Raw genomic sequence first — 24,552 nt, 5'->3', positions numbered from 1 at the left:
ACAGCTCCTATCTCAAGTCTTTACTGGCTTGAGATAGTGAGACTAAAAGGATTTTCTAATGATTAAATTTGGTACTGGCGGCTGGCGCGCGTTTATTGGTGAAGAGTTCACTAGAGAAAACGTCCGCTTAGTGGCACAAGCACTCTCTAACATCATCAATAATGAAGATGCAGCGAAAAACGGCTTCGTTATCGGCTATGACCGCCGCTTCCTTTCAGATAAAGCCGCGTGCTGGTTTGCTGAAGTATTGGCAGCCAACAACATCAAAGTGAGCTTTATCGACAAGTTCGTTCCGACTCCTATCGTGATGTTCCAAGCGAAAGAGATGGGATGCACCTACTCGGCGTGTATTACCGCCTCTCACAACCCCGCTGATTACAATGGCATCAAGGTGTTCATTGAAGGTGGCCGTGATGCCGATGAGATCATCACCGAGAAGATCGAACAGCAAATCGCAACACTAACCAACGAAGACGTTATCCGAGTCGATTTCGAACAAGCATTAAACGACAAAGAAATCGAAATCATCAACCCGATGAACGACTTTGTCGATTCAATCATCGACTTCATCGATATCGATTCGATCAAGAAAGCTAATCTACGAGTGCTGATTGATCCAATGTTTGGCGTGGCAAAAAATGCTCTGCAAACTGTGCTGATTAACGGTCGCTGTGATGTCGACGTCATCAACGATGGCAAAAACCCAGATTTTGGTGGCTTAATGCCGTCGCCAAACGCTGCAACGCTCTATCGCTTGAAGCACTTAGTTGCAGCAGAAGGCTATGACATTGGTATTGGTACTGATGGCGATGCTGACCGTTTGGGTATCATCGATGAGAAGGGTCACTTCATTCACCCTAACGAAGTACTGCTGCTGCTTTACTACTACTTGCTGGAATACAAAGGCTGGAAGGGCTCTGTTGTTCGAAACATCGCAACCACACACCTGCTAGATAAAGTCGCAGCGGATCATGGCGAAAAGAGCTTTGAGGTTCCTGTAGGCTTTAAGCATATCAGCTCGCAAATGGAGGCCGATGACTCACTGATTGGTGGCGAAAGCTCAGGCGGTTTAACCATTCGTGGTCACATCAAAGGTAAAGATGGTGTCTTCGCGTCAAGCCTACTGGTTGAGATGATCAGCGTAACAGGTAAGAAATTGTCTGAGCTGCTTGATGAAATCTACTCTAAATATGGCTATGCCTACACCGCTGAAGGCGATTGTAAGTTTAAGCCTTCGGAGAAGGAAGCTCTCTACACTAAGATCTACGTAGAGAAACAACTGCCTGAATTTGAATACGAAATTGAAAAAGTCAGCTATGAAGATGGTGCTAAGGTGTACTTCAAGAATGGCGGCTGGGTGATTGCTCGTTTCTCAGGAACAGAGCCGTTACTACGAATCTTCGCAGAAATGGAAGATAAAGACACTGCAGAACGTGTTCTTCAAAAAGTGAAAGACTTCCTCTCTCTATAGGCTTATAGAGTGCAGCAGTTTTGTATGGGACTTAACAAATCACTGCCTTGTTAAAGCCTATAAGTGAAGAACTCTTGCCCAGTACTTTGATTAAAGTGCTGGGCTTTTTTATCGCGATTATTGTAACGATTAGTATCGCGTTATATCTCTTTAAAAAGCCAATACGCCTTTGGTATCCACTTTTACGTTGACCGGCATACCCACTTCAAGTGCTTCTGATGAGGTTGCTAATAACTTCTGACCATGCGCTTCGATTACATAACGACAGTGATCGCCCATAAATTGCTGTTCTAGCACTGAAATAGCACTGTCTTGTTCATAACTAGCTTGAATATGCTGTGGTCTTAAAAGAAGCTCACACGCACTGCCGAATTCAATCTCCGTTTGTGGTTTAGCTTCAACCACACCCAAGCTGGTTTCAAACTCCAGCTCTGAAATACGCTGTGCATTAAGGTAGCTACCGCCACCCAAAAAGTCTGCAACGAACTTACTCGAAGGATGGAAATATAACTCAGAGGCCGAACCATACTGCTCAATCACACCGTCGTTCATTACTGCCATCTTATCTGCAAACGCGAACGCTTCTTCACGGCTGTGAGTTACAAAGATAGCTGTGACACCCTGCTTCTTAAAGATCTTACGAATCTGAGAAATCAGCTCATGACGAACCTGAGTATCGATATTTGAGAATGGTTCATCCAATAATAATAAGTCTGGCTTGTACGCCAAAGAGCGAGCAATAGCGACACGCTGTTGTTGGCCACCTGAAAGTTGGTGTGGGTAACGGTCACCGTACTCATCTAAGTGAACCAGCTCCAGCATCTCTTGAACCTTGTCTTTCTTTTGCTGCTCAGAAAGGTCTTTCAAGCCAAAGCCGACATTCTGGTTTACCGTCAGGTGCGGAAACAGGGCGTAATCTTGGAAAATCATACCAATGTTACGCTGCTCTGGTGGCAACCAATTCTCGCCATCATCAATGGTTTGACAGTTCAAACTCATCACACCGCTACTTAATGGAAGTAAGCCCGCAATCGCCTTCAGTAAGGTCGTTTTACCGCAGCCACTCGCACCAAGAAGACAAACAATTTCACCATGCTCAACTTCTAACGAGAGCGCTTCCAAAATGGTTTGCGACTCATACTTACAAGTCAGATCTTTAATTGATAATGCACAACTCATTAGTTTTTCTGCTCCAAGGAACGGTTTACGATGATCAGAGGAATTAAACCCACCAACACCAATAATACAGCAGGCATCGCCGCCAATTCTAGGTGCTCATCTGAGGCATAGTTATAAACATAAGTCGCCAATGTCTCGAAGTTGAAAGGACGCAGCAGCAATGCCGCATTCAACTCTTTCATTGATTCGATAAACACCAGTAAACCAGCGATCAATGCGCCACGTTTAATCAAAGGTAAATGAACACGGCGTAACATCTGATTGGTATTGCAACCCATAGTTTTCGAAGCCATATCCAATGAAGGAGATACTTTACTCAAGCTACTTTCAATACTGCCAATTGCCACTGCCGAAAAGCGCACCACCATGGCAAAGATTAGCGCGAACATCGAACCAGAGAAGATCAAACCGGGTCGCCCCCACTCCATCACTTTCGCAATGTCATTGACCAAGTGATCCATGAACAAAACAGGTACCATCACCCCAATCGCTAACACGGTGCCTGGGACGGCATAGCCCATCGAAGCTAGGCGCATATAAGCCTGATTTTTCTTACTCGGACTAACGCGTTGGTTAAAGTTAACAATCATCGCGATAATCACGCCAATAATCGCAGCAGCTACCGAAACGTAAAGGCTATTGATGGCATACTCTCTGAATTCAGGGGTCCAGCTTTGAGCAAAATATTTGTAGGCGTAAATTATGAGCTGGCCAAGAGGGAATAAGAACGCAACGCAAACTAATCCCCAGCACCAGAATAGTGCCAGCCATTTTTTCCAACCAGAAAGGTCGTAACGAAAATCTTCGCGGCTGCTGAACTGATTCTGGAATAGCTTCTGCTTACGGCGACTGTATCGCTCTGAGCTCAACAGTAGGATCACGATAACCAGCATAATTGCCGATATTTTCGCTGCTGCCGTTAAGCTTGAGTAGCCTAGCCAAGTATCATAAACCGCAGTCGTTAAAGTATTTACTGCAAAGTAACTCACGGTACCAAAGTCACCGATGGTTTCCATAGCAACAAGCGATAAACCGACCGCCATTGATGGACGAACAAGTGGTAAGGAGATACGACGGAAGCTTTCCCAAGGTGAGCATTTTAACAAACGAGCGGATTGCAATAAGGAGACGTTTTGCTCCATAAATGCCGCGCGGCACAGCAAATAAACATAAGGATAGAGAACGAGAGATAGAACAATAATAGCGCCAGATAAGGTTCTAATATCCGGGAACCAATACTCACCGGGTCCCCACCCAGTAAGATCTCGCAGTAGAACCTGAACAGGGCCAGCAAAGTCGAACCAATCAGTAAAGATATAGCCAACGATATAGCCTGGCATTGCTAATGGCAGGACGAGTGCCCACTGCAAAACACGCTCTCCCGGAACACGGCACATTGCCATAACCCAAGCCGACGGAATACCAAAAACTAAAGACAGGAACATGGTTCCTATGACTAAAACCACCGTATTGTAGGCATAGGTCGGCATCACTGTGGACATCAGATGAGAAAATAGCTCATCTGTTTCTCCAACAGCCGTCGTAAAAATCGCTAAGATCGGTAAGACCAGTAATACAGCAATAATGCCGCTACTGGTGTTCCATAAATAATTCTTTTCTTTCATCGCCTAACTACAACGAGGCTTAATGAAACACAAATGCATTTGCAAATACATCTCATATCCTTTTAATGGTGGGGTTATTTATACCCATATACTCTAATGACTTCAAGGTGAGATGCTAATAACTCAAGGGATTAACGGGGTGCTTTGTATCAAAAAGTGATTTTCCAATAACAAACAACCCCAAGTAGCCAAAATGGCGACTTGAGGTTGTCATTTTACTTAGGCCGAAGCCTACCGTAATAAATTATAGATCGAACTTAACTTCGTCCAATAGCTTGATTGCAGCCGCGTGGTGGTTTGCAATTTCATCTAGAGAAACAGTATCCGCTTTGAACTCACCCCATGAAGCAACAAGCTCAGAAGGTTTAACGTCTGCTTTCACTGGGTATTCGTAGTTCACTTCTGCGTACATGCTTTGTGCTGTGTTACCAGATAGGAATTCCATTAGCTTAACGGCATTCTCTTCATTTGGAGAGTATTTAGCCATTGCCATACCAGAGATGTTTACGTGAGTACCTGTAGTCTCTTGGTTAGGGAAGTTAATGTAAACAGAGTCAGCCCAAGCTTTTTGCTCTTTATCATTAACCATCTTACCTAGGTAGTAGCTGTTACCAAGAGCAACATCACATAGACCTTCTTTAATCGCTTTAACTTGCGCGCGGTCGTTACCTTGAGGCTTACGTGCTAGGTTTGCTTTTACGCCTTCTAGCCATTCTTTCGTTTCAGCTTCACCTTTGTGAGCGATCATCGAAGATACTAGAGAAACATTGTATGGGTGCTTACCGCTACGAGTACAGATTTTGCCTTTAAATTCAGGCTTAGTTAGATCTTCGTAAGTGAACTCTTCACCTAGACGACCAACACGGTCACGTGAAGAATAAACGCTACGTGTACGAGTTGTTAGAGCGAACCACTCATTATCTGTATCTTGGTATTGAGCAGGGATGTTCTTTTCAAGTACATCGCTCTCTACAGATTGAACTAGACCTTGTTTAGTTAATTCAGATAGACGGCTGATATCTACAGTTAAGACAACGTCAGCTGGGCTGTATTCACCCTCTTGAGCTAACTTCTCTGCTAAACCTTTTTTAGCAAACTTAACGTTTACTTTAATACCAGTCTCTTTTGTGAACTCTTTGAACATTGGCTCAACAAGGAAAGGTTGACGGTAAGAGTATACGTTTACTTCTTCCGCAGCCATTGCTGTCGGGGCAATTACACCACACGCTAGAGCTGAAAGTGTTAGCAGTTTCTTCATTGTAAAATCCTTTATATCGAAATGATAATGTCTATCAGTTGCGTTATTATATTCATCATTAACATAATTACAATGACGACCAACAAAAAATCCGTCTACTCAGACCATTCAAACTCTCACTTTTGTAACAAACCATTTCAACTTTGTGTCTTGTCATTCCCCTTAAACAATGAGCCTAACTTCAACGTTCGTGTTTATATATTGTGCAACCATAAATACAACAAAGCCCCGCAACAAGAGTTGCGGGGCTTTCTTTGTCTAACCTAACCCATTCAGATTAGGCGACGACTGTTGATTATTTTACTGATACAAACTCAGGGTAAGCGCCGACACCACAATCGTGCATGTCCATACCTTCAAGTTCTTCATCTTCCGTTACTCGGATACCGATTGTTGCTTTAAGCACTGCCCATACTGCTAGGCTAGCACCGAATACCCATGCAAAGATGACCGCTGCACCCATTAGCTGAGCACCAAACGTTGCATCAGCATTGCTTAGTGGCACAGCCATTAGACCGAAGAAACCACATACACCGTGTACAGAGATAGCACCTACTGGATCATCAATCTTAGCTTTATCTAGAGCGATGATGCTGAATACAACCAATGCACCAGATACCGAACCAATCGCTACAGCAAATAGAGGTGATGGTGATAGAGGGTCCGCAGTGATTGCTACTAGGCCAGCTAACGCGCCGTTAAGAATCATTGTTAGGTCTGCTTTACCCCAAGTCGTTTTACATACTAGTAGTGCTGCGATTGCGCCAGCTGCCGCTGCTGCGTTAGTGTTAAGGAAGATTTGACCAACTGCTGTCGCGTTCTCGAAATCTGAAACCATCAATTGAGAACCACCGTTGAAACCGAACCAACCAAACCAAAGAATAAATGTACCTAGTGTTGCAAGCGGCATGTTTGAACCAGGAATCGGGTAGATTTCACCGTTCTTACCGTATTTACCTTTACGAGCACCAAGTAGTAGAACACCTGCTAATGCAGCTGCTGCACCGGCCATATGTACGATACCCGAACCTGCAAAGTCACTGAAACCCGCTTCTGATAGGAAACCACCGCCCCAAGTCCAGTAACCTTCAACTGGGTAAATGAATGCTGTTAGTACTACCGAGAAGATAAGGAACGACCAAAGTTTCATACGCTCAGCAACTGCACCAGATACCACAGACATTGCAGTTGCAACGAATACTACCTGGAAGAAGAAGTCTGATTCTAGAGAGTGGTCTGCGCCTTCACCTTGAGTTCCAATCAGAGTACCGAATGATGGCAACCAACCGCCTTCGCCGTTGTCGACATACATAATGTTGTAACCAACCACTAAGAACGCTGTACAAGCAATCGCGTACAAGCAGATGTTCTTAGTTAAAATTTCTGTGGTGTTCTTTGAACGAACTAGGCCAGCTTCAAGCATCGCGAAGCCTGCTGCCATCCACATTACCAACGCACCTGAAATGAGGAAGAAAAAAGTGTCTAGTGCGTAACGTAGTTCCGTTACTGTTGTTGTAAGTTCCATATTAAAGTCTCCAGTCCTTGTAATTCTTTAAAGTGCTTCAGCATCCATTTCACCAGTACGAATTCGTACGGCTTGGCTTAGGTCATACACAAAAATTTTGCCATCGCCGATTTTTCCGGTGTGTGCCGCTTGGCTAATCGCTTCAACAACTCGGTCAACATTCTCAGCTTGGGTAGCAATCTCTAGCTTCACCTTTGGTAGGAAATCCACTTGGTACTCTGCACCACGATACAATTCAGTGTGTCCCTTCTGACGACCAAAGCCTTTCACTTCAGAAACAGTCATACCTTCAATACCCACATCAGAGAGCGCTTCGCGTACATCATCTAATTTGAATGGCTTAACAATGGCATTTATTAATTTCATATTCGTTCCTTAAATTCTTACTTAATCCGTTAATTCTCTTATTACAATCCAAGTAGCGTGCCAAAAAGTTAAGTTCTTGATTTTAAATAATATAAAGATAACAAGGTCGTAATAACGAAAAAGGCCGCACCAATATGGTGCGGCCTTTTCACTATCTTAATGCGTAATGCTCTTATTGCTCCAGTTTTGGGCAACGGAGCCTTCAAAGCTCTGAGTGACTAACAAATAGGTATTAGAGACTAGGGCGTGTTGATCTTTCGTGAGTGTTTTTTGAACAGCATGGTAAAGAGTTATAATTTGCTTCGCCAAAAGTAAAACCATAACCAATACCATGCCAAGAACAATGCTAACTGATATTCGCTGGGAACTGCTACTCCAAGTTATGAAAAGTACAGGTCGTATTTACGATAAAACTGAACATCGAATGACATTTGAAGGAATACTTTATCGAATGAGAACAGGTATTCCTTGGCGAGATCTACCCTCTGAGTTCGGAGAGTGGAGTACCGTTTACAGACGATTTAATCTTTGGTCAAAGAAAGGGATTTTAGATAATCTTTTCAAAAGCTTATCTAACATGGCTGATTTTGAATGGTATTTCTTGATGGCTCTATAGTTAGAGCACATCAGCATAGTACAGGTGCAGCTACTGAAAGTTCAGAGCAAATAGGAAAAAGTCGCGGGGGCAACTCAACCAAAATTCACTTAGCCGTAGATAGTGGTGGCCTGCCGATTTGCTTTGATTTATCAGAGGGACAACGCCACGATATAGTGCATGCCGAAAGCTTAGTTGAGCAACTCGATGAAGTTAATACCATCGTTTGTGATAAAGGATATGACAGCGAACCTTTCCGTATTTTTGTTAAGGAACGTGGCGGAGAAACGGTAATTGCTAAACGCAATTACGGACAAGATATAGACAAAGACAGTATGGATTGGTGTTTATACAAGTATCGTCACTTGGTCGAAAATGCCTTTGGGAGAATTAAGCATTATCGAGCTATTTCAAGTAGATATGACAAGCTAGAAAGGAATTATGCCAGCATGTTATCGCTGGCATTCATGTTAATGTGGCTACCGATGTATTGTTGAACGCGAAATGTACAGCAAAGATCAACACGCCCTAGTAACCTAAAAAGTCCATCCAGCGTTCGATGAGCAGTTCGAAATCGTCGATTCCGCAGCTTGCTTGGCTTTCACAGTTATAGAAGTCGAATTCACTGCCCTCTTCCATCTCTTGCTCATGCGCTAACACGTTTTCTTGAATCGTTACTTCATCTTCATTGATCGCAAGGCTAATCTCTTTGCCAAGCAGCGTCACTTCATTACTCAGGTCCTGTCGAGATTGCTCAATAAGCGCCATCACATGATCTAGTTTCTGCTTATCTTTACCGATCTCTTCTTGTAACCAGCGGCCAACGATCTCGTGCCCCATACTGCACTTTACATAGTACTCGCCCATTAAAGTGTTTCTTGTAAATTCAAATTCCATAAAGGCTCCGCGCACTAATGACAGATAGGGTTAAAAATGAGGCGAGAGTATATAGCGAAGTCATCAAGAGATCGAGTCGCTCGTCTTCTAACATTCAGACATAAAAAAACGCCTACCGAAGTAGACGCTCTATCATTTGGGTTCCTCTAAATAGTTGGAGTGGCAGCTAGGCGACAAGTACGTTCATCCCTATGAGCATAGAAGCTCTATGTGATTAGGGTGAACGTACGCAGTCAACAACGCTGCCGCTACAAATATGACGAGGGACTAGGCTGGTTCCTGGAAGATAACCGTGTCTGCTTTTTCCGTGTACTGACCCATTTTATGGAAGTTCAGGTAACGGTATGTATCAGCAGCCGTTGCATTAATCTTCTCAGCGTACTCTAAGTACTCTTCTTTCGTTGGGATGCGACCTAGAATCGCACCAACAGCAGAAAGCTCAGCAGAAGCCAGATAAACGTTCGCGCCATTACCTAAGCGGTTCGGGAAGTTACGCGTTGACGTCGACATAACCGTCGAAGCATCAGCAACACGAGCTTGGTTACCCATACATAGTGAACAGCCAGGAGTTTCGATACGTACCCCAGCACGACCGAAGATGCCGTAGTAGCCTTCTTCTGTCAGTTGGTCTTTATCCATCTTCGTTGGCGGAGCCACCCATAGGCGAGTATTTAGTGAGCCGTTAAACTCTTCTAGCATCTTACCTGCAGCACGGAAGTGACCGATGTTGGTCATACAAGAACCGATGAACACTTCTTGAATCTCAGTACCTTGAACGTCAGCAAGAAGACGAGCATCATCTGGATCGTTTGGTGCACATAGGATTGGTTGATCGATGTCAGCAAGATCAATCTCGATAACGTGCGCGTATTCCGCATCTGAATCAGCAGATAGCAACTCAGGGTTCGCTAACCACTCTTCCATTGCTGTGATACGACGCTCAATCGTACGAACATCACCGTAACCTTCAGCAATCATCCACTTAAGCATAACGATATTCGAGTTCAGGTACTCATCGATAGACTCTTGAGATAGCTTAACCGTACAACCTGCAGCAGAACGCTCAGCAGATGCATCAGAAAGCTCAAATGCTTGCTCAACAGATAGGTGTTCAACGCCTTCAATTTCTAGTACACGACCAGAGAATTCATTGATCTTACCGGCTTTCTCTACCGTTAGTAGACCTTGCTTGATACCGTAAAGAGGAATGGCATGTACTAGGTCACGTAGCGTGATACCCGGTTGCATTTCACCTTTAAAGCGAACCAAGATAGATTCAGGCATATCAAGAGGCATAACGCCTGTTGCTGCAGCAAATGCTACCAAGCCAGAACCCGCAGGGAATGAAATACCTAGAGGGAAACGAGTATGCGAGTCACCACCTGTACCTACAGTATCAGGAAGAAGCATACGGTTTAGCCATGAGTGAATAACGCCATCACCCGGACGAAGTGAAACACCCGCACGGTTCATGATGAAATCAGGTAGCGTATGGTGAGTGTTTACATCGACTGGTTTAGGGTATGCAGATGTGTGACAGAAAGACTGCATTACAAGGTCTGCAGAGAAACCAAGACACGCCAGATCTTTAAGCTCATCGCGAGTCATAGGACCGGTCGTATCTTGAGAACCGACTGTCGTCATTTTAGGTTCACAGTACTGACCAGCACGCACACCTTCAACGCCGCATGCTTTACCAACCATCTTCTGAGCTAGCGTGTAGCCTTTATCAGATGCAGATGGGTCGATTGGTTTAGCAAACAGATCCGTTTCTTCTAGACCTAGAGCGTCACGAGCACGACCCGTTAGACCACGACCGATGATCAGTGGAATACGGCCACCAGCACGCACTTCATCAAGAAGTACTTTGCTTAGCTCAAAGTTTGAAATCACAGAACCGTTCTTGTGAACAACACCTTCGTACGGGTAGATATCAATGATATCGCCCATGTTCATGTCTTGTACGTTCAGTTCAATGGGTAGTGCGCCTGAATCTTCCATTGTGTTGTAGAAGATTGGTGCAATTTTACCACCAAGACAAACACCGCCAGTACGCTTATTTGGTACGAATGGGATATCTTCACCCATAAACCAAAGTACTGAGTTTGTTGCCGATTTACGTGAAGAACCTGTACCAACAACATCACCAACGTAAGCCAATGGAATGCCATCTTTTTGCATTTCTTCAATTTGTTTGATTGGACCAACGCTACCCTGTTCATCTGGAGTAATGCCATCACGTTCCATCTTCAGCATCGCTTTCGCGTGTACTGGGATATCAGGACGTGACCATGCATCAGGCGCTGGAGATAAGTCATCGGTGTTCGTTTCACCGGTAACTTTAAATACTTTAACGGTGATCTTTTCCGCTACTTTGTTTTTCGCTGTAAACCATTCAGCATCAGCCCAAGATTGAAGTACTTGTTGTGCAGATGCATTGCCCGCTTTCGCTTTCTCTTCTACGTCATAGAACGCATCGAACATCAGTAGAGTATGAGATAACGCTTTAACAGCGATTGGAGCAAGCTCAGCATCGTCTAGTAGAGATACTAGAGATTCGATGTTGTAACCGCCTTGCATGGTACCAAGCAGTTCTGCAGCTTTTGCTTTGCTTACTAGTGGAGAAGCTACTTCACCTTTAGTGATAGCCGTAAGGAAGCCAGCTTTTACGTAAGCAGCTTCATCTACACCCGGTGGAATGCGATTTTCTAGTAGGTCAAGAATGATTTCTTCTTCACCTTGAGGTGGATTCTTCAGAAGTTCAACTAGGCCAGCTACCTGCTCAGCATCTAGTGGTTTTGGAACAACTCCTTCGGCAGCACGTTCTTCGACGTGTTTACGGTAGGCTTCAAGCACGACTTTTTTCCTCTCATTGCGGTTCACTTCTTCCCTTCATAATTGTTAGTAAAATAAAGAAGTGAACATCCTTGGAAACTTGGCTCTCCATTGCCATTTTTGTCATTCAATTTGTATTGATGAGCGGCGTCATAGAGGCCAAACTGTGGGCGGTAGAATAGCAAATTTAACGTTAAATTAAAATCTTATCATTTTGACCAACATAGCAAGTTAAGACGAAAGTCCCACTATTTTTGCCTAATTACGCACTTAAATGGCGACTCTGCGCATGATTATTTGTAGGACGTACCTACAATCAGATACACCGAATCGAAGTTATCTTCGGTTCGGCCATAAGCTAAAATGATTGGCCCGATGGGTGAATCGACACCTGCGAAAACAGAACCCGCGGTGTACATTGGCGCTTCATCAATACTCAAATCATTGTTCGACCAAACACCACCATGTTCAATGGATGCCCCCACGTAGAATGGTGATTTAAAGAGACCGAAGTCATTTTCAAACCACTTATAGCGATAAATCAAACTGGTGTATGCTAAGTTTTGACCGATCAAGCTATTCCTTGGAATACCGGATAGATTGAGGAACCCTCCTAGCTCTTTGGGAGCGATTGGAAAAACAGAGTTTTTACTTTCTACAATGCCGTAATCAAGCTTTGCGACTAAAGTATGCTTCTCAATACTCTTTGCTGCCATGAAATTGGCCGAAAACTCATAAACCGTATCACTCTCAGACGTTAAATCCGATTCACCAAGAGAGCTGTCATTATCAAAATCATCATGAGAAACGAGGTACTCTAAATCGACAAAGTAACCCTTGGTCGGTAAGCTGAAATTATCCAAAGTATCCAGTCGGTAACCCATGAAGCCACCAATACGCTTGTAGCCACCACTGCCCAATGAAGGTAACGAAGAAACCTCAACATCCCCATCAGTATAACGAACACCAAATTTCAGCTCCTGCCACAAGGTTGGTTGATAGCCTAATGCCAATTCACCGACATATTCACTATACGTCATAGGGAGATAATCTTTCGTTACGTCCAGTGTCGGTTCTTCAATATCATCAATATCTGCGGGTAGGTTTCTGTTCTCTTTGCTGTAAACAACCGATGCCGAAGTAAACAGCTTTTGACTCGAAAAGAATGGCGAGTAAAGTTCCGCTTCAATTCGTTTGTCCGTTCCCATCTCGATATTGGTTCTTAGCTCTGCACCATGCTTATTAATATCAGTAAAGTTGGCTGAGACACCGAGCGAGTATTGGCTTGTAGTAGAGAAATCATCCTCAAGAAAGAAACGAAAGTTGAGGTAGTTTGGCCCCCAAGACTTTTCGTTCACATCAACCTGCAGTTGTTCCTCGCCATCTACAGTGTCAAATTCATAAGTCACCAACTCGAATCTATCTAGCGCATAGAGGTCTTGTACTTTAGATTCAATTTCACTGGTCTTCAGAACCTCTCCTGAATCAAGGTTTAAACGGTTTTCGATCAGCTTATCGGAATAGTGGGTATTGTTATTGATAACAACTCGGTCAACGACGGTCTGATCGCCGTGTTTTAGCTGTCTGCGTGCTTTTTGCTTGTCCTCGATATAATGCTGATAATCGGCATTTGAGAGCGATAGCTTAGAAAGTTCATCAGTATGCTGCTTAGCGGCTTCATAGCCCGCGAGGAAAGCCGATGGCATTTTATCAAATTCTGTCGTCTCCATTTCCCCAACATCTGGGCGCAGGAAGACATCATCGTCTGTTAGAGTTTCAGCTTGCTCTTGGGTGCTGCGTTGAACAAGATAATTAGAGAGTTGGTCAGCTGCAGCTAGAAAATTCGTGAAATCATCTTTGCCTTTGTAGTTGGTACTGATATCCACCGCAATGACAATGTCCGCGCCCATCGCTCTGGCAACGTCGATGGGCATGTTATTGGTGACACCACCATCAACCAGCATTCGACCATCTAGGGAATAAGGGGGAAGCGCGCCGGGTACTGACATACTCGCCATCATGGCATCAACAAGGTGGCCATGATCGATGACAACCTCTTCAAGTTCGATGATGTCAGTTGCGACTGAACGGTAGGGAATAGCAAGATGGTCAAAAGAGTCGAGTGGAGAGAGGTTACCTGTGGTCTCACGTAGAATACGCAACATATTCTGGCCTTGCACCACCCCTTTCCTAGCTTTGATTTCGCCCCAACCTAAACCGAGATCGGTGTTCAGTTGGTAGCGGTCTTCATACTCTTTGTCACGCACTCGGCGATCACTACGGTTAACGCGATCACGATAACCACGATTCCAATCAACCGTATAAATAAAGCTCTCGATCTCGTCTGCGCTCATCCCTGTCGCATAAAGACCACCAACGTATGAGCCCATACTAGTACCGGTAATATAATCCACCGGGATTTGCATCTCTTCTAAGGCTTTAAGTACACCAATGTGAGCTGCACCTTTGGCACCACCACCAGCAAGAACGACAGCAACGGTTGGCCTTTTATGAGCTTGTTCAGCTTGCTGAGATTGATCAACCTGTGTCGCGGTAGATGCAAACAGCTGAAAACTGATTACAGTGCCCACAATACCTAAGCCGCTCACTATCCAACGAGAAATCATTCTTTAAACTATCCTTGTCATTCTTTTCTGTTATGACTTTACCACTGAAAAAGCTTCTTTAGCCACTGTTTTGGTTGACTTTCACAGCCCTTTTTAATGTTTCCATTCTCATCCCAAACAGGCAGTTTCATCGCTCCATCACAGTCAAACTCTAAAGCCCCTTCAGAAGTTCGAGTAAAACTGGCCGTCGTAATCCCATTCGGCCAAGGCAGTAATAATTGCTCCGGAGTTCTATGTTTAAGATAATCGGCATAGACACGTAACGCACCACTTGAGCCCGTTAGTTTAGTTGGCTTATTATCATCGCGCCCTAGCCAGATAGTGGTGACTTCACGGCCATCAACACCCACGAACCAACTGTCTCGACTGTCATTACTGGTGCCCGTTTTACCGGCTAACCCTGCCCAAGCAAACTGACCTTGTAGGAAACGACCCGTACCTTCCGATACACCACGCTTCATCGCATAAGTTGTTAACCAAGCAGCTTGCTGATCAACACTTTGCGATACGCGAGGGATTGATTGATATAAAACCTCGCCATCATTATCAACCACAGAACGAAGAGCAGACAAAGGTGCGATACGACCAGAGTTGGTAATGGTTTGGTACATCTGCGCTACTTGGAACGGAGTCAGTGAGAACGAACCCAAAAACATCGACGGCACTGGGCGTATCTCATTTTTATCGACACCCAGCTTTTCAATCGTATCCGAGACGCTATCAATGCCTAACTGCATGCCCAAACGAACGGTAGGTACGTTGTAAGACTTAGAAAGCGCCACATACAAGGGCACATCTCCGCGGAACTTACGATCGAAGTTTCTTGGGCTCCATACGCTGCCTTTACTGCCTTTCAAGCTCAGTGGCGTGTCCTTCAGTGTTGTCGCCAACGTGTACTTTTGGGGTTGTTCTAAGGCGGTTAAGTAGATTGCAGGCTTAACCAAAGAACCAATAGGACGACTCGCATTCAAGGCACGGTTAAAACCATCGTAGCCAGTACGTTTACCACCGACCATAGCTCGGATTTCACCGGTATTTCTATCCACGGCAATAGCTGCAGCTTCCAGTTTGTTACCTGCGGTTTTCGATAAATCAGGCACCTTACGTGCAATCGACTTCTCTAACTTGTCTTGGGAAACCGGATCCAAAGAGGTAAAAACTCGAATGCCTTTTTTCGCTTCAAATCGATCGCCGACATACTTCTTAAGCTCAATATTGACTTGCTGGAAGTAAGCGGGCTGACGGCTAGCAATACGTGGGTTGTCTTGAATATCCAAATCACGACTCGCCGCTTCTTCGTATTGTCGCGGAGTTAATATGTCTTGCTGCATCAACAAGCGAAGCACCAGATCGCGTCGAGTCTTAGCACGCTCAGGATAACGAACCGGATTGTAATACGAAGGTCCCTTTACCATACCGACAAGCAGTGCTAGCTGATCAATACGGAGCTCTTGAATAGGTTGACCGAAGTACAAGCGAGACGCCAAACCGAAACCATGAATCGCTTGCCCGCCATTTTGCCCAAGGTAAACCTCGTTTAAGTAAGCCTCTAGGATTCGGTCTTTGCTGTAACGATGGTCTAAGATAAGCGCAATGTAGGCTTCACGAACCTTACGCCACAATGTACGTTCACTGGACAAGAACAGGTTCTTCGCCAACTGCTGAGTCAGCGTACTACCACCTTGTACCGTGCGCCCGGCTTTAACATTCACCACCATCGCACGAGCGATCGCCAATGGCGAAACCCCATCATGTTGATAGAAATTTCTGTCTTCGGTCGCCAGTAGCGCATCAACCATCACTTCTGGGAATTGGTTACGTTTTAAGAACAGTCGTTGCTCGTCGTTGCTTTTCTCAAGCATGCCCAGCATTTTCGGCTCAACACGCAAATACCCCATGTCGCCTTTCTTCTCTAACGACTGAATTCGAGTTAACTCGTTACCGTTGAAATGCAGCATCACATGACGATCCGCTTCGGGTCCATCGACAAACTCGAACGGACGACGAATCATTTCAATCTTGGTTGAAGAAGAGGAGTATTCGCCCGGGTGACGAGGCGCGTTCACCTTACGATAATTAAGCACATCGAGCTCATTCTTAACCTGCACCAAACTCACTGGAGTTCCAGGAGACAGGTCTAGTACTCGCGCATAAACCACGGTTGGCAAATCAAACAGCTGACCTTCAAAACGCTGCTTGACCACAGAATCAAGATAAATACCGACAAACAACAGCAATGCCGCGAGCGCTATGCCCGCTTTCCAAGAAATACCCCACAGGATCTTCAACCAACCTCTTTGACCTGACTTCTTAGCCTTAGGTTTGGTCTTTTTCGCAGCCGCTCTTGGTTTTCTTGGCTTGGCTTTGGTCGCGGGTGACTTCTTTGTTGGCGCTTTTTTAGGTGGTGCCTTTTTTGGCGTTAACATTTTGGTCATCATCGATTCAACTGTCGTTTGGTTTTAGTGGTTGCTACATGGTTAGCAGGGTCATCCGGCCAAGGATGTTTTGGGTAACGGCCTTTCATCTCTTTTTGTACTTCTTTGTACGCGCCAGCCCAAAAGCCAGCTAAATCTTGAGTAATTTGCAGTGGTCGCTGTGCTGGAGAAAGTAGCTCAAGCACGACTTTTTTACGCCCTTGCGCAATCAATGGCGAATCTTGTTCACCAAAGACTTCCTGCATTCGCACTGAGATCACGGGTTCAGACTGACATTGATAACGAATGATCTTCTTGCTGCCTGTCGGCATCACATAGTGCGTTGGTAACCATTGGTCTATCTCTTGATTCAAAGGCCAGCCAAGATAAGCAGACAACGCCTGCTCAATCGAAACACTAGTCAGCCCTTTTGCCGACTTAATGCCATTCAGATAGGGTGATAGCCACTCATCAATATGTTCAACCAAACTCGCGTCATCCATCGCTGGCCAATCATGTTCAGGCATCCAAAGCTGAGCGCAGCGTACACGCTCAACCAGCTGTTTAGCCGAAGGTGTCCAATGTAATCGATCCAGCCCGCATCGAGCGACATAGTTGAGCAGCGCTTGGCTCGCCTGATTCGAATCGGGATCGGGTAAAGCTTTGGTGCTGATAATCAGTTTGCCCAGGGACACTCGCTGCTCGGCAACTAAACGGCCACGCTTCTCATCCCAATCGGCGTAATCGGAACGCACAAACAGTTTGGGAAATTGAGCTTCTAGCTGCGCAATATCAACCGCGGTGGCCAAGAAAATCTGACTGGCTCGCCCTGTGCTGCGCATCAAATCAATCACTACGATATAGTCATTGTTCGCCAATGGATCATCGTCACGAACCTCGGCGCCGTGGCCATTAGCAAGACGGAAAGCACTGCTGGTCGCGCTTCTCACTTGTGCAATCCGGTCCGGGAAGGCAAAACAAAGCACTAATGGTAGCAATGATTCGTCAGCTTGTGACAAATCTAAGTGATGATTGAGTTTGCTGGCGAGACTTTTCGCTCGCTGCATCACCACGTTATTTTTCGAATGTTTTCTTTGCTTAAGTCGGTGCAACGAATGCTGAATATCTGTGACGTTGCGTTCAGGCTCTTCAAGTAAAGCGGCGGCGACAATCGCAGCATTCAGCAATGCTTGGCCGTTCTGTTGCGCTTTTATCAGCATGCTGGCGATACGTGGTTCAAGGCCTAAACGTTGAGCCAGTTTACCTAGCGCCGTAAATTGACCATTGCTGTCTAATATATCAAGGCTTTGCAGCAGTTGCTTGGCTTGCTCCACTGCAGCTTGGGGCGGAATGTCTAACCATTGCAACTCGTCTGCATTCGCAGCGCCCCATTGCGTAAATTCAGACACCAGCGAAGACAAATCAGAATGAAGAATCTCAGGCTCTGGTACAGCAGGTTGCTGCATTAGTTGCGTTTCGCTGTACAAACGAACGCACAAGCCCTCTTCAATTCGTCCTGCACGACCCGCTCGTTGTTCAGCAGAAGATTGTGAGATTTTCACTTGCTCGAGCTTGGTGATACCAGTTTTCAAATCAAACTTAGCGACTCTTTCAAGCCCGGAGTCCACCACTAATCGAATACCTTCGATAGTCAAAGAGGTTTCCGCGATATTGGTGGCCAATACCACCTTTCGACGCCCTTTCTCTGATGACGCGATCGCTTTCTGTTGTTGAGGAAAGCTAAGTTGCCCATAAAGAGGGCAAACATCGATATCACTGGCCAGTTGTTCTAGTTGAGATTCCACCTGCTTAATCGCAGAAACGCCCGGCAAAAAGGCCAGAAGTGAGCCTGACTCTTTCTCCACCAGAGAACGAATCACGTTAGCCATTTTAGGGGCTAGATATTCATTTGCGCCAAGAGGCTGATAACGGAAATCGACCGGAAAGGTGCGACCTTGTGATTCAACGTATTTGGCATTCGGTAGCAAAGTTTGCAGTGTTTGTTGATCTAAGGTTGCCGACATCACAACCACTTTTAGATCATCACGCAACGCATCTTGGATCTCCAAACTAAACGCCAATGCGGTATCGGCGTGAATGCTGCGCTCGTGAAATTCATCAAAGATCACCATATCAACCCCAGTTAATTCAGGGTCGGTTTGGATCATTCTTGTCATTATCCCTTCGGTGACGATTTCCAAGCGAGTTGCACTGCTGGTTTTAGATTCACCACGAACTCTAAAGCCAATGCTCTCTCCCACCTTTTCTCCCAATTGGCTCGCTAAGTAAGTGGCAATATTCCTTGCAGCCAAACGCCTCGGTTCAAGCATGATGATTTTGCCTTGAACGGCGTTGGTCTTAACTAACTGTAAAGGGAAGAATGTTGACTTACCCGCACCGGGAGCGGCCTTTAGAATAAGTTGAGTGTGTGTTTCTACGCCAGCGAGCAGATCTGGCATCACAGCTTCTATGGGCAGTTGTGGCAATGGGAGAACCTTGTGGTGTAATGTTGGCAACATTGTACATAAAAACCTACCTGTCTAAATAAGTAATATGCACTTCAATCCGCCATTAGAGCCAGCGACTCTTATTAAACGCTATAAACGCTTTCTCACTGACATCCAACTTCCTGACGGCAGCGAACGCACTATTCACTGCGCTAACACTGGAGCGATGACAGGATGTGCGACTCCTGGCAATACGGTGTGGTACTCAACCTCCGATAATGCAAAAAGAAAGTACCCAAACAGCTGGGAGATCTCAGAAACAGACAAAGGTCATCGTATTTGTGTAAATACTGCGCGGGCAAACCAGCTAGCAGTGGAAGCAATTGAAAATGGGACTATAGTTGAACTCTTAGGTTATAACGCGTTACGAACCGAAGTGAAATATGGCAGTGAGAATAGTCGCATTGATATTCTGCTTGAAGATAACGAAAAGCCGCCTTGCTATATCGAAGTGAAAAGCGTCACTTTGCTCGACGAGCTAGAAACGTCAACTAAAGGGCAAGGTTTTTTCCCTGATGCGGTCACAACCAGAGGCCAAAAACATCTGCGTGAACTCACAGAAATGGTCGAATCTGGAAATAGAGCCGTACTTTTATTCACTGTTTTACATTCAGGTATTGAAAAAGTGTCTGCGGCACACCATATAGACGCCAAATATTCGTTATTACTAAAACAAGCACAAGACGCTGGAGTTGAAGTGCTTTGCTATAAAGCAGAGCTCAGCAGTACTCAAATACAACTAAAACAAGCTGTTGAATTTATCAATAGCTAGGCAAAGATGCTGAACTAATCACATTGATTGCAAGTTTGAATAAGAGTATTTGCCACCATTCGTTCTTTCTGCTATAGATACCCGCCTTAAAATTAGCTGCTTTGCAGTTGACTAGGTGTAAATAGGAGATGCTGTATGCCAGAATCTAAGAAAAAAGCGCTAGGCATCCTAGCCATCGCAGGTGTTGAACCGTACCAAGAGAAGCCAGGTGAAGAGTACATGTCACCTGAGCAAACGGAACATTTTACAAAAATTTTAGCAGCTTGGCGCAACCAGCTCAGGGAAGAAGTTGATCGTACTGTGCACCACATGCAGGACGAAGCAGCGAATTTCCCAGACCCAGTTGACCGTGCTTCTCAAGAAGAAGAATTCAGCCTAGAGTTACGTAACCGTGACCGTGAGCGTCGTCTTATCAAAAAAATTGAGAAGACACTAGACAAGATCGAAGAAGACGATTTCGGCTTCTGTGATTCTTGCGGTATCGAGATTGGCATTCGTCGCCTTGAAGCTCGTCCAACTGCTGATCTTTGTATTGACTGTAAAACACTTGCAGAGATCAAAGAGAAACAGATGCAAGGTTAATTCTTGCAGATGTAAAGAAAGGGAGCCTTGGCTCCCTTTTTTGTTTGTTATCCAAGCGAAGTATTTCACACGCTTGATAGTAAATAGCAGCTTTAAGCCTTAGTTCTACGCATTAAAGCTCTTGTTAAACGTCTTAAGAATCGGCTACTGCGGTACCATTTAGATTAGGTTGTTCACTCATGAATTATATCGGGCGCTTTGCACCATCACCGTCAGGTCCTCTTCATTTTGGCTCACTTGTTGCTGCTCTTGGTAGCTACTTTCAAACGAAATCTAACCAAGGAAAATGGTTAGTTCGTATGGAAGACCTAGATCCGCCAAGAGAAATGGCCGGCGCTGCAGACCTCATTCTTAAGACGCTTGAGGCTTACCACCTATTTTGGGATGGTGAAGTCGTTTATCAAAGCCAGCGTCATGGCTTCTATCAAGCTCAAATCGATCAATGGGTCGCTGACAATCAAGCCTACTACTGCCAATGCACCCGTAAGCAGATAAAGGCTTTGGGTGGCTTTTACAATGGTCACTGTCGAGATGCAGGCTTAATCGATTCAGGCGAACAGGCGGTGCGCTTGTGCATGGACTTTCCAGTGGAGTCCTTTGATGATGTGCGCCACGGCACCATTCAAATCCCTAAAGCATTAGCTGCAGAAGATTTTATTATTAAACGCAGAGATGGATTGTTTGCCTATAACTTGGCCGTTGTTCTTGATGACATCGACCAAGGAGTGACAGAAGTCGTAAGAGGCGCAGATCTGATAGAACCAACTGGTCGACAAATCAGTTTGTATAAGACGCTCAAGCAAAAAACAGTGAGCTACTTGCACTTACCATTGGCAACCGATGGCTTGGGGAATAAACTGTCAAAACAGAACCATGCCACCGCGATAGATCTCGATAACCCAAAACCAACGTTACTCAACGCGATGCGATTCTTAGGTTTTGATATCCCGACGGCTCTTTGTGAGGCTTCAATGGATGAGATTTTATTGTGGGGCTGCCAACAATGGAACGTCAGTCAGTTACCTGATAGTTTACAAAAAGAGCACTGTAATTAGCTCGAAACTCACGGCAAATAGCAAAAACGACACATAAAAATGCCATAACCAACCACTGTGGTTAAGCAGACGATGTTCTCAAATGGCTCGCGCTAAGCTATTATTAGCCGCAATTAAACTCTGCACTACCACTTTGGACTAAGAGAAAAACAAAGTTGGCGATACCTACTTTGTTCTAAACTAATGAATACAAACGACAATACCCCAAGCGAACAACGCGGATTCCACGAATTAGCTCTGAATATTTATACTCGTCAAGAGCACAATATTTCACGCAAGCAGATCAGCGACAACGCACTAAAAGTGCTATATCGCCTGAATGGTGCGGGTTTTGACGCATTTCTAGTCGGTGGTGGTGTGCGCGATATCTTATTAGGCTCTCAGCCAAAAGATTTTGATATTGCGACCAACGCAACGCCAGAGCAGATCAAACACCTCTTCAGAAACTGTCGCCTTATCGGTCGCCGTTTCCGCTTGGCACATATCATGTTTGGTCGTGACATCATTGAAGTCGCAACTTTCCGTGGTCACCACCAAGAACCATCGAAAAACGTTTCTGCACAATCGAAAGAAGGCATGCTACTGCGCGATAACGTGTACGGCAGTGTTGATGAAGATGCAGAGCGTCGTGATTTCACGATCAACGCGATGTACTACAACATTGCAGACTACAGCATCCACGATTACGCGGGTGGTGTAGAAGATTTAGAAGATAAACTGATCCGCCTGATTGGCGATCCAGAAACGCGCTACCGCGAAGACCCAGTACGTATGCTACGTGCAATGCGCTTCGCCGCTAAACTGGATTTCGACATCGAAGAAGACACAGCTGACCCGATTGAAGAGTTAGCTCACCTTCTGAGAGATATCCCTGCTGCGCGCCTTTACGAAGAATCTCTAAAATTACTGCAGTCAGGTCACGGTTTAGAAACCTACCACCTGATGCGCGAGTACAACCTGTTCCAACAGATGTTCCCAGCAGTAGCTGAGCACTTCACAGAAGATTACGACTCTCACACAGAGCAGATGCTTGATTTAGTTCTCGATTCAACCGACCTTCGCATCGAAGACGGTAAGCGAGTAAACCCAGCATTCATGTTCGCAGCGATGCTTTGGTACCCAATGAACAAGCTGGCAGACAAACTTGTCGCTGAACAGGGTATGGCACACTACGATGCGATCATGGAAGCAAGTAACATCATTCTTGATCAGCAAGTAAAGTCTATTGCGATTCCTCGTCGTCACACCGCAACCATTCGCGAAGTTTGGCAACTGCAACTTCGACTGCCTCGCCGCAACGGTAAACGCGCAGTTCGTCTAATGGAGCTCAACAAGTTCCGTGCAGGCTACGATTTCCTAGAAATGCGTGGTGAGATTGAAGGTGGCGAAACCAAAGAGTTAGCAAAATGGTGGGAGCGTTATCAGACTGCAGGTCGCAACATGCGTCAAGCAATGGCTAACGACGTTGCAGCACCATCAAAGTCAGGCCATCGTCGCCGTAAGACTTACCGAAACAAAAAGAGTAAGCAATCAGAATGATAACTGCTTACATTGCGGTCGGCAGCAACCTTGCCGACCCAGTTAGCCAAGCAAATTTGGCTATCGAAACGCTAAAAAGCCTACCGCGATCAACGTTTATTGCGACCTCTCAGCTATATAGTAGCACTCCAATGGGGCCGCAAAATCAACCAGACTACATCAACGCGGTAGTCGCTATCCAAACCGAATTAACGCCAATTGAACTACTTGATTGCACTCAAAAGATCGAACTAGAGCAAGGGCGCGTCCGTAAAGATGAACGTTGGGGACCAAGAACCTTGGATCTCGACATTGTGCTATACGGCAATGAGGTGATCGATTCAGAGCGCTTAATCGTTCCTCATTATGGAATGAAAGAACGAGAGTTTGTACTCTACCCGCTTGCTGAAATCGCACCAAGTTTACAACTCCCTGATGGGACTGAGCTGACAGAACTGCTGAAAATAGTAGATAAGAACGGGCTCAATGTTTGGCAACAATAGCCAAGCGCATTAAGGAAAACCAATGAAAAAAGTAACCATTAACGACCTGATCAAATGCAAACGTGAAGGTCGTAAATTCGCGACTTCGACAGCTTATGATGCGAGCTTTGCTCAATTATTCGAAAGCCAAGAAATACCAGTTCTGCTCGTCGGTGATTCACTGGGTATGGTTTTACAAGGCCATAACGATACATTACCAGTAACCGTTGAAGACATTGCTTACCATACTCGCTCAGTGCGTGCTGGTAGCCCAAATTGTCTTCTTATGGCTGACATGCCTTTCATGAGCTACGCAACGCCAGAACAAGCTTGCGAGAGCGCAGCGACTTTGATGCGTGCTGGTGCGAACATGGTAAAAATCGAAGGCGGAAGCTGGTTGGTTGATACTGTGAAGATGCTAACAGAACGTGCGGTACCAGTATGTGCACACTTAGGCTTAACGCCTCAGTCTGTGAACATTTTTGGTGGTTACAAGATTCAAGGTCGTGACGACGAGCAAGCCGACAAAATGGTTGCTGACGCGTTAGCACTGCAAAACGCAGGCGCTCAAATCGTTCTACTTGAATGTGTACCGGCTTCATTGGCAAAACGAATTACAGAAGCTTGTGACGTACCGGTTATCGGTATCGGCGCAGGTAATGTTACCGATGGTCAGATCTTGGTTATGCATGACATGTTCGGTATTTCTGCGAACTACATGCCGAAATTCTCTAAGAATTTCCTAGCAGAAACAGGTGATATGCGTAAGGCAGTAGCTCTATACAAAGAAGAAGTAGAGAGCGCGCGCTTCCCTGATGAAGCTCATACAATCGCTTAGGAGTAA

The 24,552-nt window shown here is 45.3% G+C and carries 18 protein-coding genes; 8 read left to right on the top strand and 10 right to left on the bottom strand.

Features of this window, described 5'->3' with window-relative positions:
* The first annotated feature begins 58 nt into the window (after positions 1-58).
* Complete coding sequence (locus OCV19_RS02835) at positions 59-1,471, top strand: phosphoglucomutase/phosphomannomutase family protein (protein ID WP_065676699.1); 1,413 nt, start codon at positions 59-61, stop codon at positions 1,469-1,471.
* Between the two features lie 150 nt (positions 1,472-1,621).
* Here the strand turns inward: OCV19_RS02835 and OCV19_RS02830 are convergent, their stop codons facing one another.
* The 5 genes from OCV19_RS02830 to glnK form a co-directional block, all read right to left on the bottom strand.
* Entirely contained in the window at positions 1,622-2,650 is a 1,029-nt protein-coding gene (locus OCV19_RS02830) for an ABC transporter ATP-binding protein (RefSeq protein ID WP_065676698.1), read from the bottom strand.
* Positions 2,650-4,275 carry an ABC transporter permease gene (locus OCV19_RS02825; protein WP_017059418.1) on the bottom strand — a complete coding sequence of 542 codons (1,626 nt, stop codon included), beginning with the start codon at positions 4,273-4,275 and terminating at the stop codon, positions 2,650-2,652. Before OCV19_RS02825 ends, OCV19_RS02830 begins: the two co-directional genes overlap by 1 nt.
* Positions 4,276-4,519: 244 nt before the next feature.
* Positions 4,520-5,533 (bottom strand): Fe(3+) ABC transporter substrate-binding protein, encoded by a 1,014-nt coding sequence (locus tag OCV19_RS02820; RefSeq protein ID WP_065676697.1) that lies wholly within the window; start codon positions 5,531-5,533, stop codon positions 4,520-4,522.
* A 295-nt stretch (positions 5,534-5,828) separates the two neighbouring features.
* Complete coding sequence (locus OCV19_RS02815; RefSeq protein ID WP_017059420.1) at positions 5,829-7,058, bottom strand: ammonium transporter; 1,230 nt, start codon at positions 7,056-7,058, stop codon at positions 5,829-5,831.
* A 27-nt stretch (positions 7,059-7,085) separates the two neighbouring features.
* Entirely contained in the window at positions 7,086-7,424 is a 339-nt protein-coding gene (gene glnK / locus OCV19_RS02810) for a P-II family nitrogen regulator (RefSeq protein ID WP_004738200.1), read from the bottom strand.
* A gap of 331 nt (positions 7,425-7,755) precedes the next feature.
* Here glnK and OCV19_RS02805 point away from each other — a divergent pair.
* Positions 7,756-8,516, top strand: a protein-coding gene (locus tag OCV19_RS02805) for an IS5 family transposase (protein ID WP_261875687.1) whose coding sequence is annotated in 2 segments (ribosomal slippage) — positions 7,756-8,020 and positions 8,020-8,516 — 762 coding nt in all. Because the reading frame shifts where the segments join, the coding sequence is not laid out codon by codon here.
* A gap of 31 nt (positions 8,517-8,547) precedes the next feature.
* Here the strand turns inward: OCV19_RS02805 and OCV19_RS02800 are convergent.
* The 5 genes from OCV19_RS02800 to hrpB form a co-directional block, all read right to left on the bottom strand.
* Positions 8,548-8,916, bottom strand: a complete 369-nt coding sequence (locus OCV19_RS02800; RefSeq protein ID WP_019824378.1) for a YacL family protein — start codon at positions 8,914-8,916, stop codon at positions 8,548-8,550.
* A gap of 267 nt (positions 8,917-9,183) precedes the next feature.
* Positions 9,184-11,772: a bifunctional aconitate hydratase 2/2-methylisocitrate dehydratase gene (acnB, locus tag OCV19_RS02795; RefSeq protein WP_065676633.1), complete on the bottom strand. Its 2,589-nt coding sequence runs from the start codon at positions 11,770-11,772 to the stop codon at positions 9,184-9,186.
* Positions 11,773-12,044: 272 nt separating this feature from the next.
* Positions 12,045-14,378: a patatin-like phospholipase family protein gene (locus OCV19_RS02790; RefSeq protein WP_065676632.1), complete on the bottom strand. Its 2,334-nt coding sequence runs from the start codon at positions 14,376-14,378 to the stop codon at positions 12,045-12,047.
* 38 nt (positions 14,379-14,416) lie between these two features.
* A complete protein-coding gene (gene mrcB, locus OCV19_RS02785; protein WP_065676631.1) occupies positions 14,417-16,816 on the bottom strand; it encodes a penicillin-binding protein 1B in 2,400 nt (799 codons plus the stop codon).
* Positions 16,813-19,311, bottom strand: a complete 2,499-nt coding sequence (hrpB, locus tag OCV19_RS02780; RefSeq protein WP_083994324.1) for an ATP-dependent helicase HrpB — start codon at positions 19,309-19,311, stop codon at positions 16,813-16,815. The genes mrcB and hrpB overlap by 4 nt, the downstream gene beginning before the upstream one ends.
* Positions 19,312-19,345: 34 nt before the next feature.
* On the opposite strand from hrpB, the gene sfsA reads away from it, so the two are divergent.
* The 6 genes from sfsA (at position 19,346) to panB (ending at position 24,546) form a co-directional block, all read left to right on the top strand.
* The gene (gene sfsA, locus OCV19_RS02775; protein ID WP_048612328.1) at positions 19,346-20,071 is read left to right on the top strand and encodes a DNA/RNA nuclease SfsA; all 726 of its coding nucleotides are present in this window, start codon (positions 19,346-19,348) and stop codon (positions 20,069-20,071) included.
* A gap of 135 nt (positions 20,072-20,206) precedes the next feature.
* Positions 20,207-20,653 carry an RNA polymerase-binding protein DksA gene (gene dksA / locus OCV19_RS02770; protein WP_004738189.1) on the top strand — a complete coding sequence of 149 codons (447 nt, stop codon included), beginning with the start codon at positions 20,207-20,209 and terminating at the stop codon, positions 20,651-20,653.
* Positions 20,654-20,832: 179 nt separating this feature from the next.
* Positions 20,833-21,708: a tRNA glutamyl-Q(34) synthetase GluQRS gene (gluQRS, locus tag OCV19_RS02765; RefSeq protein WP_065676630.1), complete on the top strand. Its 876-nt coding sequence runs from the start codon at positions 20,833-20,835 to the stop codon at positions 21,706-21,708.
* A 183-nt stretch (positions 21,709-21,891) separates the two neighbouring features.
* Positions 21,892-23,247: a polynucleotide adenylyltransferase PcnB gene (gene pcnB / locus OCV19_RS02760; protein ID WP_017059432.1), complete on the top strand. Its 1,356-nt coding sequence runs from the start codon at positions 21,892-21,894 to the stop codon at positions 23,245-23,247.
* Positions 23,244-23,729, top strand: coding sequence for a 2-amino-4-hydroxy-6-hydroxymethyldihydropteridine diphosphokinase (gene folK / locus OCV19_RS02755; RefSeq protein WP_004735459.1), 486 nt, complete (start codon positions 23,244-23,246; stop codon positions 23,727-23,729). The genes pcnB and folK overlap by 4 nt, the downstream gene beginning before the upstream one ends.
* Positions 23,730-23,751: 22 nt before the next feature.
* A complete protein-coding gene (gene panB, locus OCV19_RS02750) occupies positions 23,752-24,546 on the top strand; it encodes a 3-methyl-2-oxobutanoate hydroxymethyltransferase (RefSeq protein WP_065676629.1) in 795 nt (264 codons plus the stop codon).
* Positions 24,547-24,552 lie beyond the last annotated feature (6 nt).

Origin of the sequence: Vibrio celticus, assembly GCF_024347335.1 — a bacterium.
Lineage (GTDB): Bacteria > Pseudomonadota > Gammaproteobacteria > Enterobacterales > Vibrionaceae > Vibrio > Vibrio celticus.
Note: the sequence above shows the minus strand (reverse complement) of the source record. Positions and strands in the feature narration are given on the sequence as shown.

Bases quoted from the DNA above. Each gene is read 5' to 3' on its own strand.
- hrpB (WP_083994324.1), bottom strand. From the start codon at position 19,311: ATGTTGCCAACATTACACCACAAGGTTCTCCCATTGCCACAACTGCCC.
- dksA (WP_004738189.1), top strand. From the start codon at position 20,207: ATGCCAGAATCTAAGAAAAAAGCGCTAGGCATCCTAGCCATCGCAGGT.
- sfsA (WP_048612328.1), top strand. From the start codon at position 19,346: ATGCACTTCAATCCGCCATTAGAGCCAGCGACTCTTATTAAACGCTAT.
- panB (WP_065676629.1), top strand. From the start codon at position 23,752: ATGAAAAAAGTAACCATTAACGACCTGATCAAATGCAAACGTGAAGGT.
- gluQRS (WP_065676630.1), top strand. From the start codon at position 20,833: ATGAATTATATCGGGCGCTTTGCACCATCACCGTCAGGTCCTCTTCAT.
- OCV19_RS02825 (WP_017059418.1), bottom strand. From the start codon at position 4,275: ATGAAAGAAAAGAATTATTTATGGAACACCAGTAGCGGCATTATTGCT.
- folK (WP_004735459.1), top strand. From the start codon at position 23,244: ATGATAACTGCTTACATTGCGGTCGGCAGCAACCTTGCCGACCCAGTT.
- pcnB (WP_017059432.1), top strand. From the start codon at position 21,892: ATGAATACAAACGACAATACCCCAAGCGAACAACGCGGATTCCACGAA.
- OCV19_RS02815 (WP_017059420.1), bottom strand. From the start codon at position 7,058: ATGGAACTTACAACAACAGTAACGGAACTACGTTACGCACTAGACACT.
- OCV19_RS02800 (WP_019824378.1), bottom strand. From the start codon at position 8,916: ATGGAATTTGAATTTACAAGAAACACTTTAATGGGCGAGTACTATGTA.
- OCV19_RS02820 (WP_065676697.1), bottom strand. From the start codon at position 5,533: ATGAAGAAACTGCTAACACTTTCAGCTCTAGCGTGTGGTGTAATTGCC.
- OCV19_RS02830 (WP_065676698.1), bottom strand. From the start codon at position 2,650: ATGAGTTGTGCATTATCAATTAAAGATCTGACTTGTAAGTATGAGTCG.
- OCV19_RS02790 (WP_065676632.1), bottom strand. From the start codon at position 14,378: ATGATTTCTCGTTGGATAGTGAGCGGCTTAGGTATTGTGGGCACTGTA.
- glnK (WP_004738200.1), bottom strand. From the start codon at position 7,424: ATGAAATTAATAAATGCCATTGTTAAGCCATTCAAATTAGATGATGTA.
- OCV19_RS02835 (WP_065676699.1), top strand. From the start codon at position 59: ATGATTAAATTTGGTACTGGCGGCTGGCGCGCGTTTATTGGTGAAGAG.
- mrcB (WP_065676631.1), bottom strand. From the start codon at position 16,816: ATGATGACCAAAATGTTAACGCCAAAAAAGGCACCACCTAAAAAAGCG.